Annotated in this window: 18 protein-coding genes, 1 pseudogene and 1 riboswitch; of the genes and pseudogenes, 8 read left to right on the top strand and 11 right to left on the bottom strand. The window is 44.2% G+C overall.

The window, feature by feature from the left end; all coding sequences use genetic code 11:
- Window positions 1-15: 15 nt before the first annotated feature.
- Window positions 16-513 carry a GNAT family N-acetyltransferase gene (locus ACRRQV_RS02550; protein ID WP_432527308.1) on the top strand — a complete coding sequence of 166 codons (498 nt, stop codon included), beginning with the start codon at window positions 16-18 and terminating at the stop codon, window positions 511-513.
- A gap of 30 nt (window positions 514-543) precedes the next feature.
- Here the strand turns inward: ACRRQV_RS02550 and ACRRQV_RS02545 are convergent, their stop codons facing one another.
- Window positions 544-711, bottom strand: coding sequence for a hypothetical protein (locus ACRRQV_RS02545; RefSeq protein WP_432527306.1), 168 nt, complete (start codon window positions 709-711; stop codon window positions 544-546).
- Window positions 712-733: 22 nt separating this feature from the next.
- Entirely contained in the window at window positions 734-874 is a 141-nt protein-coding gene (locus ACRRQV_RS02540; RefSeq protein WP_432527304.1) for a hypothetical protein, read from the bottom strand.
- 52 nt (window positions 875-926) lie between these two features.
- Between ACRRQV_RS02540 and ACRRQV_RS02535 the strand changes: the two genes are divergently transcribed.
- Window positions 927-1100 (top strand): hypothetical protein, encoded by a 174-nt coding sequence (locus ACRRQV_RS02535; protein ID WP_432527302.1) that lies wholly within the window; start codon window positions 927-929, stop codon window positions 1098-1100.
- 255 nt (window positions 1101-1355) lie between these two features.
- On the opposite strand, the pseudogene ACRRQV_RS02530 reads toward ACRRQV_RS02535, so the two are convergent.
- The 7 genes and pseudogenes from ACRRQV_RS02530 to ACRRQV_RS02500 all read right to left on the bottom strand — a co-directional run.
- Window positions 1356-1505 (bottom strand): annotated as a pseudogene (locus tag ACRRQV_RS02530) (aldehyde dehydrogenase family protein); the annotation flags it as partial.
- 111 nt (window positions 1506-1616) lie between these two features.
- Complete coding sequence (locus tag ACRRQV_RS02525; protein WP_432527300.1) at window positions 1617-2141, bottom strand: hypothetical protein; 525 nt, start codon at window positions 2139-2141, stop codon at window positions 1617-1619.
- A 521-nt stretch (window positions 2142-2662) separates the two neighbouring features.
- Window positions 2663-4492: an FtsX-like permease family protein gene (locus ACRRQV_RS02520; RefSeq protein ID WP_432527298.1), complete on the bottom strand. Its 1830-nt coding sequence runs from the start codon at window positions 4490-4492 to the stop codon at window positions 2663-2665.
- Window positions 4489-5262 (bottom strand): ABC transporter ATP-binding protein, encoded by a 774-nt coding sequence (locus ACRRQV_RS02515; RefSeq protein WP_432527296.1) that lies wholly within the window; start codon window positions 5260-5262, stop codon window positions 4489-4491. The genes ACRRQV_RS02520 and ACRRQV_RS02515 overlap by 4 nt, the downstream gene beginning before the upstream one ends.
- A 446-nt stretch (window positions 5263-5708) precedes the next feature.
- Window positions 5709-5969 (bottom strand): hypothetical protein, encoded by a 261-nt coding sequence (locus ACRRQV_RS02510; protein ID WP_432527294.1) that lies wholly within the window; start codon window positions 5967-5969, stop codon window positions 5709-5711.
- A 379-nt stretch (window positions 5970-6348) separates the two neighbouring features.
- The gene (locus ACRRQV_RS02505; RefSeq protein WP_432527292.1) at window positions 6349-7155 is read right to left on the bottom strand and encodes an AraC family transcriptional regulator; all 807 of its coding nucleotides are present in this window, start codon (window positions 7153-7155) and stop codon (window positions 6349-6351) included.
- Window positions 7156-7179: 24 nt separating this feature from the next.
- The gene (locus ACRRQV_RS02500) at window positions 7180-7755 is read right to left on the bottom strand and encodes a LysE family translocator (RefSeq protein WP_432527290.1); all 576 of its coding nucleotides are present in this window, start codon (window positions 7753-7755) and stop codon (window positions 7180-7182) included.
- Window positions 7756-7951: 196 nt separating this feature from the next.
- On the opposite strand from ACRRQV_RS02500, the gene ACRRQV_RS02495 reads away from it, so the two are divergent.
- From ACRRQV_RS02495 to ACRRQV_RS02470, 6 genes are all read left to right on the top strand, one after another.
- On the top strand, window positions 7952-8404 hold the full coding sequence (locus ACRRQV_RS02495) for a MarR family winged helix-turn-helix transcriptional regulator (RefSeq protein ID WP_432527288.1): 453 nt from the start codon (window positions 7952-7954) through the stop codon (window positions 8402-8404).
- Window positions 8405-8429: 25 nt separating this feature from the next.
- Window positions 8430-8942, top strand: a complete 513-nt coding sequence (locus ACRRQV_RS02490) for a GNAT family N-acetyltransferase (RefSeq protein ID WP_432527286.1) — start codon at window positions 8430-8432, stop codon at window positions 8940-8942.
- Window positions 8943-8955: 13 nt separating this feature from the next.
- Window positions 8956-9570: an FMN-binding negative transcriptional regulator gene (locus ACRRQV_RS02485; RefSeq protein ID WP_432527284.1), complete on the top strand. Its 615-nt coding sequence runs from the start codon at window positions 8956-8958 to the stop codon at window positions 9568-9570.
- A 113-nt stretch (window positions 9571-9683) separates the two neighbouring features.
- A riboswitch (guanidine-I (ykkC/yxkD leader) is annotated at window positions 9684-9777 on the top strand.
- 59 nt (window positions 9778-9836) lie between these two features.
- Window positions 9837-10178, top strand: a complete 342-nt coding sequence (locus ACRRQV_RS02480; protein WP_432527282.1) for a DMT family transporter — start codon at window positions 9837-9839, stop codon at window positions 10176-10178.
- Window positions 10178-10492 (top strand): DMT family transporter, encoded by a 315-nt coding sequence (locus tag ACRRQV_RS02475; protein ID WP_432527280.1) that lies wholly within the window; start codon window positions 10178-10180, stop codon window positions 10490-10492. Before ACRRQV_RS02480 ends, ACRRQV_RS02475 begins: the two co-directional genes overlap by 1 nt.
- A gap of 215 nt (window positions 10493-10707) precedes the next feature.
- Window positions 10708-11991, top strand: a complete 1284-nt coding sequence (locus ACRRQV_RS02470; protein ID WP_432527278.1) for an Nramp family divalent metal transporter — start codon at window positions 10708-10710, stop codon at window positions 11989-11991.
- 217 nt (window positions 11992-12208) lie between these two features.
- Here the strand turns inward: ACRRQV_RS02470 and ACRRQV_RS02465 are convergent, their stop codons facing one another.
- Entirely contained in the window at window positions 12209-14800 is a 2592-nt protein-coding gene (locus ACRRQV_RS02465; protein WP_432527276.1) for a polynucleotide kinase-phosphatase, read from the bottom strand.
- Window positions 14797-16149 (bottom strand): 3' terminal RNA ribose 2'-O-methyltransferase Hen1, encoded by a 1353-nt coding sequence (locus ACRRQV_RS02460; protein WP_432527274.1) that lies wholly within the window; start codon window positions 16147-16149, stop codon window positions 14797-14799. Before ACRRQV_RS02460 ends, ACRRQV_RS02465 begins: the two co-directional genes overlap by 4 nt.
- Window positions 16150-16187 lie beyond the last annotated feature (38 nt).

Below are 16187 nucleotides of genomic sequence, written 5' to 3'. Positions count from 1 at the left end.
AAAGGAGTTGAGAGTATGAGTCAATCTATCCGAACGTTAATAGAAGAAGATTGGCCCGCTGTCAAACGGATTTACGAAGCCGGACTGGCTACTGGATTGGCTACGTTTGAAACCGACATGCCGTCTTATGAAGAGTGGGCAAATCAAGCGCCTCCAGGATGCCGTTTGGTCCTGGAAGAACAGCATCAAATCCTGGGCTGGTGCAAATTGTCGTCTGTCTCTTCCCGGAAAGTATATGAAGGAGTCGGTGAAGTCAGCGTCTACGTCCATCCGGCTTATAAAGGGAAAGGCATTGGGAATCTATTGCTACAAGCGTTAATCCGCACCTCCGAACAAGAAGGCTTTTGGATGCTTCAAGCCAGCATTTTTCCTGAAAATCCTGCCAGCTTGCTGCTTCATTTGAAGAATGGTTTCCGGGAAGTCGGCCGACGGGAACGCATTGGCCAACTGAACGGCGTTTGGCGTGATACGATTCTTCTGGAAAGAAGAAGCCAAGTGAATGGGATAAAATAAAAAAGAGCTCATTACGAGCTCTTTTTTTATTTAGCAGCCAGTCGGTGCGCCAATCTTTACCAAACCGGATTGATCGCCTTGCGTTTCAAAATCCAATGTTAAGCTATCTGCTAGATCTTTTGCTTCCGGGACGATGGCCATCTGGATTCCGTTAACGTCCGTGACTTCGTCGCTTGCTTCTGGTGCTTCGAGTGACAAGCCGATTTGTGGTCCGCAGCTGCTAGGCGTTCGGGAAAAATCGCTGAAGGGATTCCTTTAAGGGCGGTTTTACGTTGATTTTCTCGCGCACGCACTTCTCCTGAACTTCCGCCTCTTCGATGCTGTCCGCTTTCCCCAAAGTCAAGTGCGTACCGATCGCCACGGTGCCCGTCCGGTTGCTGCCGCCGGCACAGTGGAAGTAGAGTTAATACAAGTTGAAAGAAATTGATATCCAGTTAACGCCACACGTGTTCCGCCATGAGTTTTCCATCATATCTCAGCTGAGCAGTGCGGATCGGTTCGATATCGTGCGGTCGCTTAGCCATATAAAGCCGGAAACGACGATGATCTATATGAAAAGTTTTTTATCCGGGAGCAGCATGCGATGAATCTATGGATGCCAAATATTTTTCAAAAGTTTCTACAAATACACGAATCTAACTAAAAAAAATCTTTCATCAAAAAAGAAAACATCCTAAATTGTCACTACAATAAACTGAGCCCTGAATGGTAGGCATTTTTTAAAGTATCCACCATTCAGGGCTCAGTTCAGTTATTACTAAGCAAGACTTTTTATTTTAAACTTCCAAAAATTCTTTGGTATGCTTTAGATTCATCAGGAATTTCCATCTAACCTGTTGTTACTATACAAAGACAGTTTTATTAGAAGCGAAAAATTCTATCTCGGTTCTTCCTTGTTCACGGGAATGTGAGCTCGATTGCTTCATCCCACTAAAAGGCGCCTGCAATTTCACGCCCGCGCTTTCTGCATTAATTCGAACCAGACCTGCTTCCTTTGGTTATTGTATATAAAAAAGCCGAAGGGTTGGTGCGTCCTTTCAGCTCTCCCCGCTCTATCGGTACGTCAATGGATTGGTTTTCCATCACCACGTGCTTTCCTACATTTACTTCTCCTTTTGAGCACGGTCTTTGTTCGCGTTTAAACGCTCTTCGGGAAGTTTGGTCTGTTGTTCCTCCGTTTGGTTTTTAGGTGAGATGGTTTGGGTGTAATCATTCACATCTACGTGCCCTACATCTTCTTCACTAATGTGACTTTCTGGATCCCAAGTTGCGCTGTTTATTACGTTTCCGCGTTCCCCCGTTGTAAAGGTTCCTGCTGGTTCCCGAATGGTGTCATCCCAATCATTGCTTTTTTGCCAACCGGTTTCTCTACTCGGATTTGGTGCTTCCGATTCCCGCCAGTCCGCCGGATTATTCGGGTCTTTTTTTCTGAGTGTAGTGTCCCCATCTGAAAGATAAGGCTCGTTCGAACTATCGTTGTTAGTGTTTGAACTGCCTCTTTCTCGAAGTTCGTTGTCCCCTTGTGCTTTTTTTTCGATATTCCTGTCTGTACTTGGATCTGCCGTCTGGAATTGCTTAGTATCTTGCAAATCTTTTCGGACAGAATCATTACGATTATTTTTTTCCATATTAATCCCCCTAGTTTGATAAGTCTACATATACCCAGTTACCCGTTAAGTGAATAATCAAACTTTTTTTATAGAGCAAAAGAAAAACCCCTTGAAGGTAACAGGTTCTTTTTTGAAGTACAAATAGGATAAATGTAAACTGAAAAACCTCTATTCCGCATCCGATTTGGTGATTTTTTTGTTGGGTTAAAAGGAAAAACTCCAAAATTCTTTTGCTTGTGACGTATGATTAAGATTTAGACTTGTTGGAAGGAGAAGTTGTGTAACTTAAACTAAGTTTAATATGCTTGTATTTGATCCATTTTACATTTCCTTTAGATCTAAATGGCAATTGCATAATTTCGGAAATAAACCGTTCGTAAAAGTGGCTCACCACTTAAGAACGTTTTTAAATTTCCAACTACTTTTCCGAAGAATATTTTCATTCAAAATCAAACAGTTATATTTTTAGAACCGTTTCATTATTCGGTGACTCACTTCTCTCTTCAGCCGCACCTAAAGGTATAATTACCAATCTGCCTTCATCTCGGCAGCACCATTTTCTTATACATGTAAACAGTGAAGAAATAATAGCCTGTATAAATGGCTAAAAAGATGAAAACAGAAAGCCAGAGCCGGTAATACGGATCGACCAAAGTGAAAGCAAACATTTTCATGCCGACAAAGACATGCAGCATCCCCAGTACTGCCGGGAAGAGAAAAACGATGAACAATTCTTTGGAAATGGATTTGCTTAACAGCTGCGGACGGACGCCGAGCCGTTGGAGGTTTTTGTAGCGGCCAATGTCATGCAGCGCGCCAGACAGGATTTTGAACATCAAAACACTTGTCAGCATGGTCAAGAACGCGAGCCCTAAAAAGAATCCCATGAAGAAGGTGCCGCCCGCAAATGCGTAATGGCTTTGGAATTGCGAGAATTTGCTTGAAACGGCGTCTTCGGCCGGATTGAACGAAATCGGCAGTTTCTCATAAGTCGCAGCTTGCAACTCATCCAGTTTGCCCCACTGTTCCACATATTTCGAGAAGTATTCTGTTCGTGCCAACACGACTGCAATTTCCTTCTGCTCGATTTGGCCGTAAGCTTCACTTGGAACGATCCGGCTCGGCAATAAATAAGCGAGGGCCGGATTGATGGTCTCCAACGCTTGCGTCCATTCGTCCGACAGGATTTGGTAGCCGGATTCATCAACTGGGAGAATTTCAGGGAGCGCTCCTGGCCGTTTGATTTTGTAATCGATCCAATCGTTGATCAACGGCGGATGAGCTTCAAGTTCCTGCTGATTAAAATAAATAAACTCATCATCCATTTTTAAATGGTATTGCTTCTGCTCGATCAGCGGTACGGTTTTCAAGACTTTTGCTTCTGCCGCTCCCGGATTGTACAGCACCGCATCATACAGCAAGTTCTCGTCGACGGCCAACAAGGCGTCGTTTTTAAACGCAAACCCGCCGGCAATCGCCCCTGCCGATAAGGCAATGAGCATGGCAATTGTCGCCAGGAACCATTTCAAATCATTTAGGCGGAAACTGAGTTGCGAAAACGTGAATGCGTTGATGCCTTTTAAATTAAGTTTCTTATTCTTTTTCCACCGTTTGACGATGATCGGCAGCAGTGAAACAAAAAGCAAATACGTGCCGAGTGTGGTCGCAATGGGAGCCACAAACAGACCGATAAAGCGCAGGATTTCCATAAAATACAGCGACAAGTAGCCGGCGGCAAGAAAGACAATGCCGAAGAAAAGCTGGAACTTTGCGCTTTTTTGTTTGTTCGGCACGTGGTCAGTTTGTGCTTCCGCTTTTAATAAGTCGATAATCGACGCTTTCGCCAATTTCGAATTGCTGATCCGTGAAGTGATGAACGCCATGCCGAGGAAATAAAGCATCGTTAAAAGGATGGCTGGCATGTACAACGGCTTGAACGCCACAAACTCCAGGTTCAGCTGGTTCATCAAAATCCACGCTACCGTTTGAGAGATAAGGATGCCCAGGACAATCCCTAGAATCAACGAAGAACCGGTAATCAAGAAAGTTTCGACCAAGAAAACCCGCTTGATCTGGTGCTTTTTGACGCCAATCATTTCGTAGATGCCAAACTCTTTTTTCCGTAAAGCCAACAGGAAGCTGTTCGTGTAAAGCAGATAGAAAAACGTAATGGCCGACAGCAAAACCAGCCCAACGATGAACACCAGTTGAATGTGGTTGATGACAGAATTTTGGATGATGAATTCTTTATTGATGGCAAGCGTCAAAAACATATAAAAAACCGCAATCGATATGATGAGTCCGGTGAATAACACCAAGTAGTTTCCGAGCTTTCCTTTCAAGCCGTTCAGCGATAGTTTGAGAATCATCGCACGCCACCTGCAGCGGGACGGCGGTCCATCGCGGACAGCACCGACAAAATGTCGTTGTAAAATTGCTCGCGGGTGCCGCGGGAATGGAGCTCCTGATCAATCTTCCCGTCTTTGATAAACAGCAGCCGGCTGCAATAGCTGGCGCTTTGCGCATCATGAGTAACCATCAAAATAGAAGCCGTTTGTTTTTTATTCAAATCTGCCAGCGTCGCCATTAGTGTCGCGGCGTTTTTCGAATCGAGCGCCCCGGTCGGCTCATCCGCCAAAATCAGAGCCGGCTTATGGATGAGCGCCCGTGCAATCGCGGTCCGCTGTTTTTGGCCGCCAGAAATTTCTGCCGGGTATTTCTCCAAAATGCTTTCGATGCCGAGCACTCGAGCGAGCTGATGGACCATCGTTTCAATCGCTTTAATGGGTGTTTTCCGAAGCGACAGCGGCAGCGCGATGTTTTCAAACACGCTCATGTTTTCAAGTAAGTTAAAGTCTTGAAAAACAAACCCCAGTTTCTGTGAACGGAAATCGGACAGTTCGTCTTGATCCATAGTGGATAAAGGCGTTTCATCAATTAGAATTTTTCCTTCCGTAATCGAATCCAAAGTAGAAACGAGGTTCAATAGCGTGGTCTTGCCCGATCCCGACGGCCCCATAATGCCGATAAACTCGCCTTCTTTCATCGAAAATGACACGTTATCGACCGCAGTATACAAGCCCCTCCCTTTTTTGCCATAAACTTTTGTCAGGTTCGTTGCATTTAAGATTGTTTTCATAACGCTCTCCTCCATGATTCTGTTACATGATAATCCTGAGTATAAAGGAGAGAAATGAAGAATTTCAGTGGATAAAAATGAAGGATTTCTTAAGGTTTTGTGAAAAAAACTTGTACACTGGAATGGAGTATAGATTAATTTACTGAGATGAATATATTGAAGTTGAGGTTCTAGTTGAAAGAGGATCATGGTTAATAGCCATAAGTAGAAGGTTAATTAAAAACCTATATTAGGTCTTGATATCGAATCTTAGCGTAATATAGAAAGATCGTATCAAACAGAATTGAGCAGTAAATCCGAAAAGTAAAGTCCTAAATATAGAAAGTAAAATAATATTCCCGCCTATCGTCTTCTAAATTTTACTTTTTTAAAAATTTTAAAATTAAAGTGACTAAGCCTTTTAAATTTCACGCTAGTTCTGCAATGACTAAATTCAATAGATTTTTTCATATCAAGAATATTCCTAAGTACAAAAAAGTAATTCCAAATATCATAATAATTGTTTTCGTCACCCACCATGGACCAATGCTCATTAGTAATCCAATAATAAATATTATTACGAAAGCGAGTAAAGAGTCTGATCCAGTGCCTGCTAAAGCACCTTCGTTAAATTCATCGTGATCTTTTTTTCTATAAAATATGCCTCCTATTAATATTGCAACTCCAAGTATGATAAAGACAATTTTTGCTATCATTTCTCCATCCATTTTCCCTCTCCTTTAATATTTTTTTGTATACCATCCCTTTTACAAGGAGCAATATAAAAGTTCCGCTTCATTAATATTGTTCTTTTCCATCCTTTTCAATTAAATCCAGCTCCATATTCCTCCGCATTTTTCATAACACCCCGTAGTACTTTTGTCATCGTTGATATAGTTCGTAACAGCATCCTACAATTCCTATCAAATCAAAGTATTAAAGAAAATTTTATTGGCACTTTCTTCGCAAATAAATTTTTCATAGTAATTCACCGCTGAATTATTTAAGCACTCTCTCTTTGTCCATAGAACAAAAAGATGGCTCCGCATCAATAACGGAGCCATCAACCTGCAGCAAAAGCGACAAACACTTTTTTAAAATTTTTACTCAACGCCACAGCTCTTTACGCTTTCCCTTATGCGCGATATGCGACCAGTACTCAAACGCCGTGATTCCATAGATGCTTTTAAAATGCTTGTTCAAATGGGTCAGATCGACAAAGCCGTATTCAGTAACTGCTTCGTAAATGTCGCCGGTTTGCTCGATGAGCTGTTTGGCGCATTCCACTTTGGCGTTTAAAAAGTATTGATACGGCGTAATGCCGGCAGCAGATTTAAAGGAGCGGATAAACTGGTATTTCGACATGCCGAGTTCCCCGCTGATTTCGTCAAGTGTCAGAATGCCTTTCACGTGAGCATGCAGGCTGTCTTTCGCTTTTTTGATCAGCGCGTTGTCGTTCCCGTAGTTGGCAGAATGATCGGTTTGGATGAGGCTGTCGGCTAACGACAGCAGCATTTCGCTGCTCAACGCTTCGTTTTGTCCATTCAGCACCGTTTGTGCCAGCTGGCGAATTTTGCGTTCCAGCTGCGCGTTGTAGACGACCGGCTCCGGGAAACGAATGATGTCCTTCTCACCGGTCACTTCCAACAGCAGCTTTGGGCCGATGTACAGCATGACATAATCGAGGCCATCCGCATCGTGCGCCATGCCGTCATGGGTGTCTTCCGGATTGAACAGCATGATGCCGCTCGGATGCGACAATTGGAGATTGCCGTTCAAATGAAAATGCTGGATGCCGCGGAGCGTCACCCCGATCGCATATTCTTCGTGCGCGTGCTTTTTATACGTAAAATCCTGCATGCTTGCCGACAGCGCCGTAATCCCCGCCGATTTTTTATAGACAAACCGGTCCATCTCCATCACCTCTCTTTAGCAAAGCTACATCCAGATCATGACCGCTGCGTAAACAAGAAATAACGCCATTATGACATTGACGACCCGTTCATGCTTCTGCAAGAATTTCTTGAAAATGGTGCCGAAAAGCACCCATGTGCTGAACGCTGAAAACCCGATAAACGTCAAAACCAACACGCTGAGCGACACCACTTTCATGTCCGTATAATACGGCAAGATGAAAGTGGGAATGACGGTCATCGTAAACAGAACCCCTTTTGGATTTAAAAACTGCATGAGAAACCCCGATAGAAAACTGCCAGTTCGGTTGCTTGATGCTTTTGACACGTCCATTTTGTACAGCTGATGCGCTAAGTAGAGGATATAGAGGGTTCCGATCACTTGCATCACCAGCAGAATTTTGGGCACGACTGCCGCCAATGCTGTATTTAATGCAGCGGAAGCCGCGAGCAAAATGCCGAATGCCAGCGTCGAACCGTAGGTGTATTCCATGGCTTTTTTTGTCCCTAAATTATGCACCGTCGACAAAATGATAATGTTCGTGGGGCCAGGAGTGAACGTGATGATAATACTGTAAATCAAAAACGATGCCATATTCATAAGGTTACTCCCTTTCCGATTTCTCCTTTCATCCTATTCGTTTCGCGTTCCCCTAGATAGTACATTATTGCAGTGTCTGCTGAAATTAGGAAACAGCGTTTTTTCTAATATTATACCCATTTGCAGCTTATTTTTTATTGCAAATGCAATAAAAATAATTTAAACTAAATTTAATCACTGGCATAAGGAGCTTATTATGAATGAAATACTACGCGAAATCGGTATGATTGCAAGGGCGTTGGATTCCATCAGCAACATCGAATTCAAAGAGTTCGACCTGACCAAAGGGCAATATTTGTACTTGGTGCGGATTTGTGAAAATCCAGGAATCATCCAGGAGCAGCTGGTGGACATGATCAAAGTGGACCGTTCGACTGCCACGCGCGCTATTCAAAAGCTGGAGCTCAACGGGTTTATTGAAAAAAAGGACGATCCCAAGAACAAAAAAATCAAAAGGCTTTTTCCACTGATAAAAGGGACATCGGTCTACCCTTTCATCAAAAGAGAAAATGATTATTCCAATCTCGTGGCATTAAACGGATTTTCCACACAAGAAGCAGAAACCGTGGTGAATTTGTTGCAGCGCATCCGAAAAAACGTTGAAAAAGACTGGGAAGCTGTCAAAAAAGGAAACAAAAGAGACTATTAAGCAATTGAAGGAGCGAACAAATACGATGACCATCAAACAATGCACCCCAGAGGATGTACAGGACTTGCAGAAAATCAGTGTTGAAACATTTACCGAGACATTCGAGGAGCACAATTCTCCTGAACACTTGAATGCTTATTTGGAAACCGCCTACAACTTGGAGCGGCTCGAACAAGAACTGGTTACTCCCTCTTCCCGCTTCTTTTTTGTTTGTTTTGATGAGGAAGTGGCAGGCTATTTAAAGGTCAATACCGAAGACGCACAGTCCGAAGCTATGGGCAGTGACGCTCTGGAAGTCGAGCGGATTTACGTGAAAAAGAAATTCCAGAAGCACGGGTTCGGAAAAAAGCTGCTAACCAAAGCATTTGAACTTGCGGCCGAGCAGCAGAAAAAGAAAATCTGGCTGGGCGTATGGGAAAACAACGAAAATGCCATTGCGTTTTATAAGAAAAAAGGCTTTATCCAAACGGGTTCTCATTCGTTCTTTATGGGCGATGACGAACAAGTAGATTTGATCATGACCAAAACTCTTTTGTGAAAGGCGGTGCTTCATGTACATTCCAAAATTCTATAAAGTAAGCGATTTCGATGAAATTCGAGAATTTATCCTCCAGCATTCATTCGGTACACTCGTCACGACGAGAAAAGGCAGGCCGATTGCGACGCATTTGCCGCTGCAATTGACCAAAGACGGTGAACACACTTATATCACCGGGCATATGGCTTACGGAAATCCGCAGTGGAGAACGTTCGAAACGAGTGATGAAGTCCTCGTCATGTTCCAAGGGCCGCATGCCTACATTTCTTCTTCCTGGTACGAACAGGAAAACGTACCGACTTGGAATTACCAGGCTGTCCATCTGTATGGTTCGCCGACGATTTTAACGGACGAGGAATTAAAGCGAGACTTGACTGGGCTTCTCCAAAAATACGAGCACCATCGTGAAAATCCCGTTTTATGGGATACGCTTTCCCCCGAGTTATTGGAAAAAGAACTAAAAGGCATCGTCGGCTTCAAAATCAACATCACCGAAATTCAAGCGGCCAATAAACTAAGCCAGAACCGGAAGGATGAAGATTATCGCAACATCATGCGGAAGTTGTCCGAGGAACCGGATGCCGCTTCTCGCGAAATGGCGCAGGTAATGGAGAAAAAACGGAAATGATGGCTTCAAGTCTAAGCACGGAGCAACTTCCTGATGAATGCTTCCTCCTTTTTGGACCCGCTTTGTTTGATATCCGGACATCAGTCCTGTATCATCAACAGTAATTAGATATCTAAAATGTTTTCTAGGGTTCCGCAGCATGCTGGTCTGGTCCGAGAGAAAACTCACAGCATTGCTGTGTCACGGAAGGACAAAAGCCTGGGAGAAACTGTTTTTACAGTTCTCCCAGGCTTTTTTTATTTTCAATAAATGAGGAGGAAATGAAAATGAATTCAACATGGTTGAAAGTAGTTGCCGCTGCTGTTTTTGAAGTCGTCTGGGTCATTGGTTTGAAACACGCGGACAGTTGGGGTGAATGGCTTGTCACAGTATTTGCCATTGGAATTAGTTTTTACGTCATGATCATGGCGGGACGCAAATTGCCGGTCGGAACGGTATACGCGGTTTTTGTCGGGCTAGGCACGGCTGGTACGGTGTTATCAGATATTCTGATTTTCGGTGAACCGGTAAAAATGGAAAAATTGGTGCTGGTCGCGGTTCTTTTGGCCGGCGTCATTGGATTGAAACTCGTAACAGAAGATGCACCCGTTGAAGGAGGCAAAGCGTAATGGCTTGGATGGCACTGGTTTTTGCAGGAGTTTGTGAAATGTTTGGAGTGGCGATGATTAATAAATTGCACCAAGACCGCAATTGGCAGTCGTTATTGCTGCTGGTTGTTGGGTTTGGCGCAAGCTTCGGATTCCTTTCTTATGCTATGGAAACCTTATCAATGGGCACGGCGTACGCCATTTGGACCGGAATCGGCGCTTCCGGCGGCGCGTTACTAGGCATGCTTTTTTACAATGAGTCTAAAGACTGGAAGCGAATTCTTTTTATTGCGATGGTGTTGGGAGCTGCAGTTGGGCTGAAACTGGTGGGTTAATTAAAAATATCGAACGGAAAGGCAAAGGTGCAACAAGTACCTTTGCCTTTCTTTTTTTCACTGCACGTCCGCTTTCCTTCTAGCAGTTTTTTTCAGAAAAAACAAATTATATAGTTGCTTTTTCTAATCAACCGGCGTATATTTTTCCCATAGGAAACATTTTATCGCAAAAGAAACATATCCGTCGTCTTTCATTCATGAGAGGAGGAGGAAATATGGTCGACCTTAACGTCAAAAAGGTAGAGTCCGAGTACAAATCATTCCAGGAAATTTCCACTTATCGAAAACAGCATCACCGCATACTGGTATTTTTAGGGCCCGCTTTTATTGCCGGCGTCGCTTATATCGATCCCGGCAATTTTGCGACAAACATCACGGCCGGATCCAAATACGGTTATTTGCTGCTTTGGGTCGTGCTGGTCTCGAACGTCATGGCAATTCTCATTCAATCTTTGTCTGCGAAATTAGGGATTGCGACCGGGCTGAATCTTCCCGAAGTATCCCGTGAAAATCTGCCGAAGCCCGTGTCGTTTGGCTTGTGGATCCAAGGCGAATTGGTGGTCATGGCGACCGACTTGGCGGAATTTATCGGTGCGGCACTCGGCTTGTATTTGCTGTTTGGCATCCCTTTGTTTCCCGCGGCGCTTATCTCGGCAGTCGGCTCGTTTGCCATTTTGGAGCTGCAGCGTAGAGGCGTGCGGCAGCTGGAGGCCGGCATTGCAGGATTGGTTTTGATTGTGGTCATTGCATTTGGGCTGCAGATGTTTTTTGCTCAGCCGGACCCTGCATCGATTTTCAAAGGGCTGTTCACGCCACAATTTCAAGGCGTCGATAGTGTCATGCTGGCAGCGGGTATTTTGGGAGCAACCGTTATGCCCCACGCCATCTATCTTCACTCCGCATTGACACAAAATCGCGTCGTCGGAAAAACGGAAATGGAGCGGAAAAAGATTTTTCACTATGAATTTCTTGATGTATTTATTGCCATGATCATTGCAGGTGCTGTCAATGCCTGTATGTTGATCGTAGCGGCGGCGCTGTTTTTCAAAAGCGATTTGCTCGTGGAAGACTTGGATGTGGCATTCAATCAATTTTCAGCGCTCATCGGTCCATTTGCCGCCATTTTGTTCGGTGTTGCTTTATTGGCGTCTGGACTTGCCAGTTCGTCGGTTGGTACCAAAACAGGAGACATAATTATGCAAGGCTATATTAAACGCCGGATTCCGCTGTATTTGCGTAGAGCAATTACGATGATTCCGCCGCTTGCGGTTATCGCTTTAGGCGTCAATCCGACAGCAGCACTTGTCATCAGCCAAATCATCTTATCTTTCGGTATTCCATTTGCACTCGTGCCGCTCATTATGTTTACCAGCAACAAGAAAATCATGGGCGGCTTGGTGAATCATGGGCTGACAAAACTCTTTGCTTGGTCAATCGCTTTCGTGATCATTTCATTGAATTTGTTTTTGCTGTATCAAACGCTTCAATTATTGTTTTGAGCGACTTCAAACTTTCCTGAGCAATAGCGTTTTATTTTTTGCCGCGAGTTCTATGACTTGGATAAATGGATATTAAAACAAGCGTTTCTCCGCATGGGGGAAACGCTTGTTTTTGTTCGTTATTCCACAAAAATTTTTCCTTCCGCCAGACGGAACAGGAATTAATTTAGCAACCCCTTGCACGATTCCAATAAATTATTTCGTTGTATTTTTATAGTTATAACCTAGGATCCACTGCATCGGATTCCATCGCCAAAGTCCCCAAGCTGCATTCGTGGACGCGTTCGATTGTTTCCCCGTTTGTAAAGCGAATCAGCCCTTCAAGGCCCAACGCGAATTCTCTTAACGCCAATTTTTGTTTTTTGCCTGTGTTTCGGTTTTTTAACCTTTCCAAATTCCGCTCTTCCAAATAATCCATGCCGTAAATGATGCTTAAGTACTTTCGGCCTCTAACTTTAATGGCCGGCTGCAGCAACTTTCCTTTATTCTTCGCAATATACGCTTCCGGTTTGATGATGATGCCTTCATGGCCATCTTCCGTCATGTTCCGCCACCACTCGATCACATCGTTTTCACTCGTTTCATCGGAAATAATTTTGAATTCCGTTTTAACAAACAAATCGGAGTGACTGGCCAGGTGGCGGTTCATTTCCATATGCCACGTATGCGGTTTGTCGAAAAAGCTTCCGCTGCTGTGAGCCAGCACATGAAACGGTGCAATTTGGATGGCATCGGTAGAGTCGACATTCCAGCAGTATTTCTGGAACACGTCTTGGAACACGTGAGCATTTTCTAATTTTTGCTCATATTCATCCAGCCATTGCTGCAAACCTTCGTTAGTCTGAACGGAGCCGGACAGTTTTTCGCGCAGCAGCGTTCGGTCGACCAGCGCATTTTCTGCGACATGTGCATACTGATTGGCAATAAGTTCTTTTGCTTTTAAATTCCACGGCATGATTTCAGCGTCAAGGAGCACATAATCGGTTCCGTGTTCTTCAAAATAATTCATGCCATTCAATTCTTTGTTCAACTGAAGAAGCAATTTTTCTTCCGTTTCTTTGTCGAAAAAGCGCTTTCCGGTTCTTGAATAGATGACTCCTAACGAAGAAGTTCCCGTATGCTGTTCTGCAGCCGATTTATTTTTAAATAAAAACAGAATCGCCCGGCTGCCCATGTGCTTTTTCTCGGCAATCATTGTATGGATGCCCTGGCTTCGGTAATAGTCGATTGCTTCTTGTGGATGCTCCAAATAGCCGTCCAAAGCAGACGGTTTTGGGGGCGGACTCATCGTAGGTGGAATATAGACCAATTGTTCAATGGGCACCGTGAAATGGGACACCGCGTCCATTGCCGGTTGAACAAGTTCTTGAGGGACTTTTACTTCCCCCAGCTCTTCTGTTAACACGGAATAACCGGACAGGAACTTGGCAAGGTTCGGCGGATTCAGCCGGTTCTTTTCCCAATCTTTCAATGGATTGTCAGCGGCTCCGGAATAATCCTCTTTTGCTTTGACCGCCACAAATTCTCTTTCAGGATAGCGATAGGCCGTCAATTCTCCACCGAAAACCGCGCCTTGGTCGATGTTAATCGTGTTGTTGATCAACAAAGGCTTTGGTTTTGGATCGTGTCCCCACACAATCAGCAAACTGCTTTGGTGAGAAACCGTCCAATCTTTCCTGATCGGTTTTCCGTTCTCGTCAAAACCCCCGGAATCTCCATAGCGGCAAAAATCGCTGATCGCTTCGGATTGCTTGCCAATAAATTTATCCCTGATCCCTGCATGGGCACAAACCATGACCGGCACGCCGTTCTTTTTAAAGACGTAATGGGAAGGCGCATCCATCAAGAACGTTTTTAGCTGCTGTTTCAACAGTTCGAGCTCTTCTTTTCCAGCTTCTTTGCCATAAGCGCTAAACTCTGCTTCTACTTTCTCATCGCCGTGGCTCAGCACCACTTGCCGTCCGTCGAGCCATCTGGCAATTTTCCAGCCGTGGTTGCTGTCGATCATCAACGCCAGATGTTGCTGCACGTGTTTATAGAAAAACGCCATTGTTTTGATAGAAGCCGGCCCTCTGCTCATTACGTCGCCAACTGATACAAACTTGCGGCCTTCCGGGTGAACATAAAACCCGTCTCGATTTTCCTGATAACCAAGCTTCTCCAGCAATTCAATCATTTCTGAATAGCAGCCATGAATATCCCCAATCACATCGATGCCTTGGCCCAAATCGATTTCAATCGGATTTAACTGCCGGAAAATCTCGATTCCCTCTTTTTCTTTAAAGGTATAAACAGATGCAAATCCTTCTTTTTTGATGAAACGCTTTTCATTTCTGAATATCTGGTACTGTTGCTTGATTCGGCGCTTGCCTCGCGGATTGTCGCGGGCATCATCTCGATCAAGCAATGTTCGCTCAGCCACGTCGAAAACAATCGCATGGATCGGCACATGGTTTTTTTCAGCCATTAACACGTATTTTTTCCGGTCGTCCGAACGGAGATGCGTTGCATCCACCAATACGATTTTGTTCAATCGGCATCTCGCTTCAATCACCGAGTCCATCATGGCGAATGCTTCTTTTGAAATTTCCTGGTACTCATCCATTAAGCCCGCGGCTTCATCTTGCGGCCGATTCCGCCACTCGATAAATTCCTGGTCACTGACTAAGACGCGGAAATCATCGGAACTGATAATCTCCGATGGCAAAATCGCTTGTTCTTCTATTAACTGTTTTAAGAACGTTGATTTCCCGCTGTTGGACGGACCAATCAACAAAACAATTCCTGTATGCGGCAAGCCGATTCTCATTGTTCGTTCACCTTCCTTTTAAACACGCACATCTGCGTTGGAAATCCTTGCTGAAGATCTTCTTCGCCAATTCCCATGAACTCCAGTTCATAATGGCCATGATGATTTCGCGCAGTGCACCAGTCGCGGAATTCTTGGCGCGTCCATTCAAATCGGTGATCGTCGTGGCGGAAATGGTCATCCATATCGTATATTTCATTGTATTCCCGGTTTGGGGTCGTCACAATAAGAGACGTTGGGGCATAGGAATTCAAAATGGTATCAAAGGCTTTTGGCAGACGCTCTTCATCGATATGTTCGATCACTTCGCAAAGAATCATCAAATCTTTCCCTTTAAGACGCTCATCAAAATAATACAGCGATCCCCAAAGCGTTTCGGGCTCGATAAAGTTTGCTTGGTCCCGAACCTTTTCAAATCGCTTGATTGCTTTGGCAGTTGCTGTTTGCGACGGCTCGACGGCCAGCACTTTCCGAACGCCGTTTAAAAAGCCTAACTGAACGGCCAGTTTCCCTTCTCCGGAACCGAAATCGACAATGCTTGTCGGGCTCAATTGCTTAGCCATTTCCACAATTTTGTCGTAGCGCAGTTCGTTTAAACGGGCTTTTCTCAGCGGTTCGGCTTTCTTCTCTTCCTCATTAGAACTTTCCACAAGGCTGTAAACTTCTTTAAAGCGAAGGGCCTGCCGGTAAATAAGATCCCGCAATGGATGATTTTCAAGCCAGCCCTCCCCGTAACGCTCCAGTTTTTCAATCTCTTTTTCATCGATGTAATAATGCTTATAGTTATCGATGACCGGAATCAACACAAATAAATGCCTCAGCGAATTTTGCAAAGTTTGCTTCCCATTTAGTGTAAGCGTCCGCACTGAGCTTTTTTCTTTTAAATCAAATGAGTAGTGAATATCTGGACGCGCAATGCCCACTTCATAACCCATCGGTTCAAACAAGTCTTTCAATTGCCGATCAGAAAGCGCAGAAGCCACCGGCCCGAATTCAATCGTAAACGGGAATTGATAAGGCACCCATTCCGCATACTCTTCTTTCGGCTGGCCATTTAAAGCGGTTCCTAACGCAGAGCGGATAAAGGAACAAAAAATGCTGCTGACGGCAAATTCCCGATCATTTATGTAATGGGTGATATCAAAAGAATTCGACTTGTTTTGAATCAGTTCAATCGGATCGGGCGTGACAAAAATTGTCACTTCCATCTCTTCATCCGTAAACTTGCTGTAAAACAAACGGACCAAATGGCCTTTATGATTTCTTTCATATAAGTTGTTCGGATTTTTTGATAATAAATAAGATACTGCTTTGACATTGTCCCCTGAAGCTCGAATCGTCAGTTGCATAGGTTAGTCTCCTTTTCGAAAATGCAGTTGTTGAATAA

This window comes from Planococcus sp. YIM B11945, from assembly GCF_050864155.1.
Classification (GTDB): domain Bacteria; phylum Bacillota; class Bacilli; order Bacillales_A; family Planococcaceae; genus Planococcus.
This window is presented reverse-complemented; position numbering and strand designations above follow the sequence as displayed.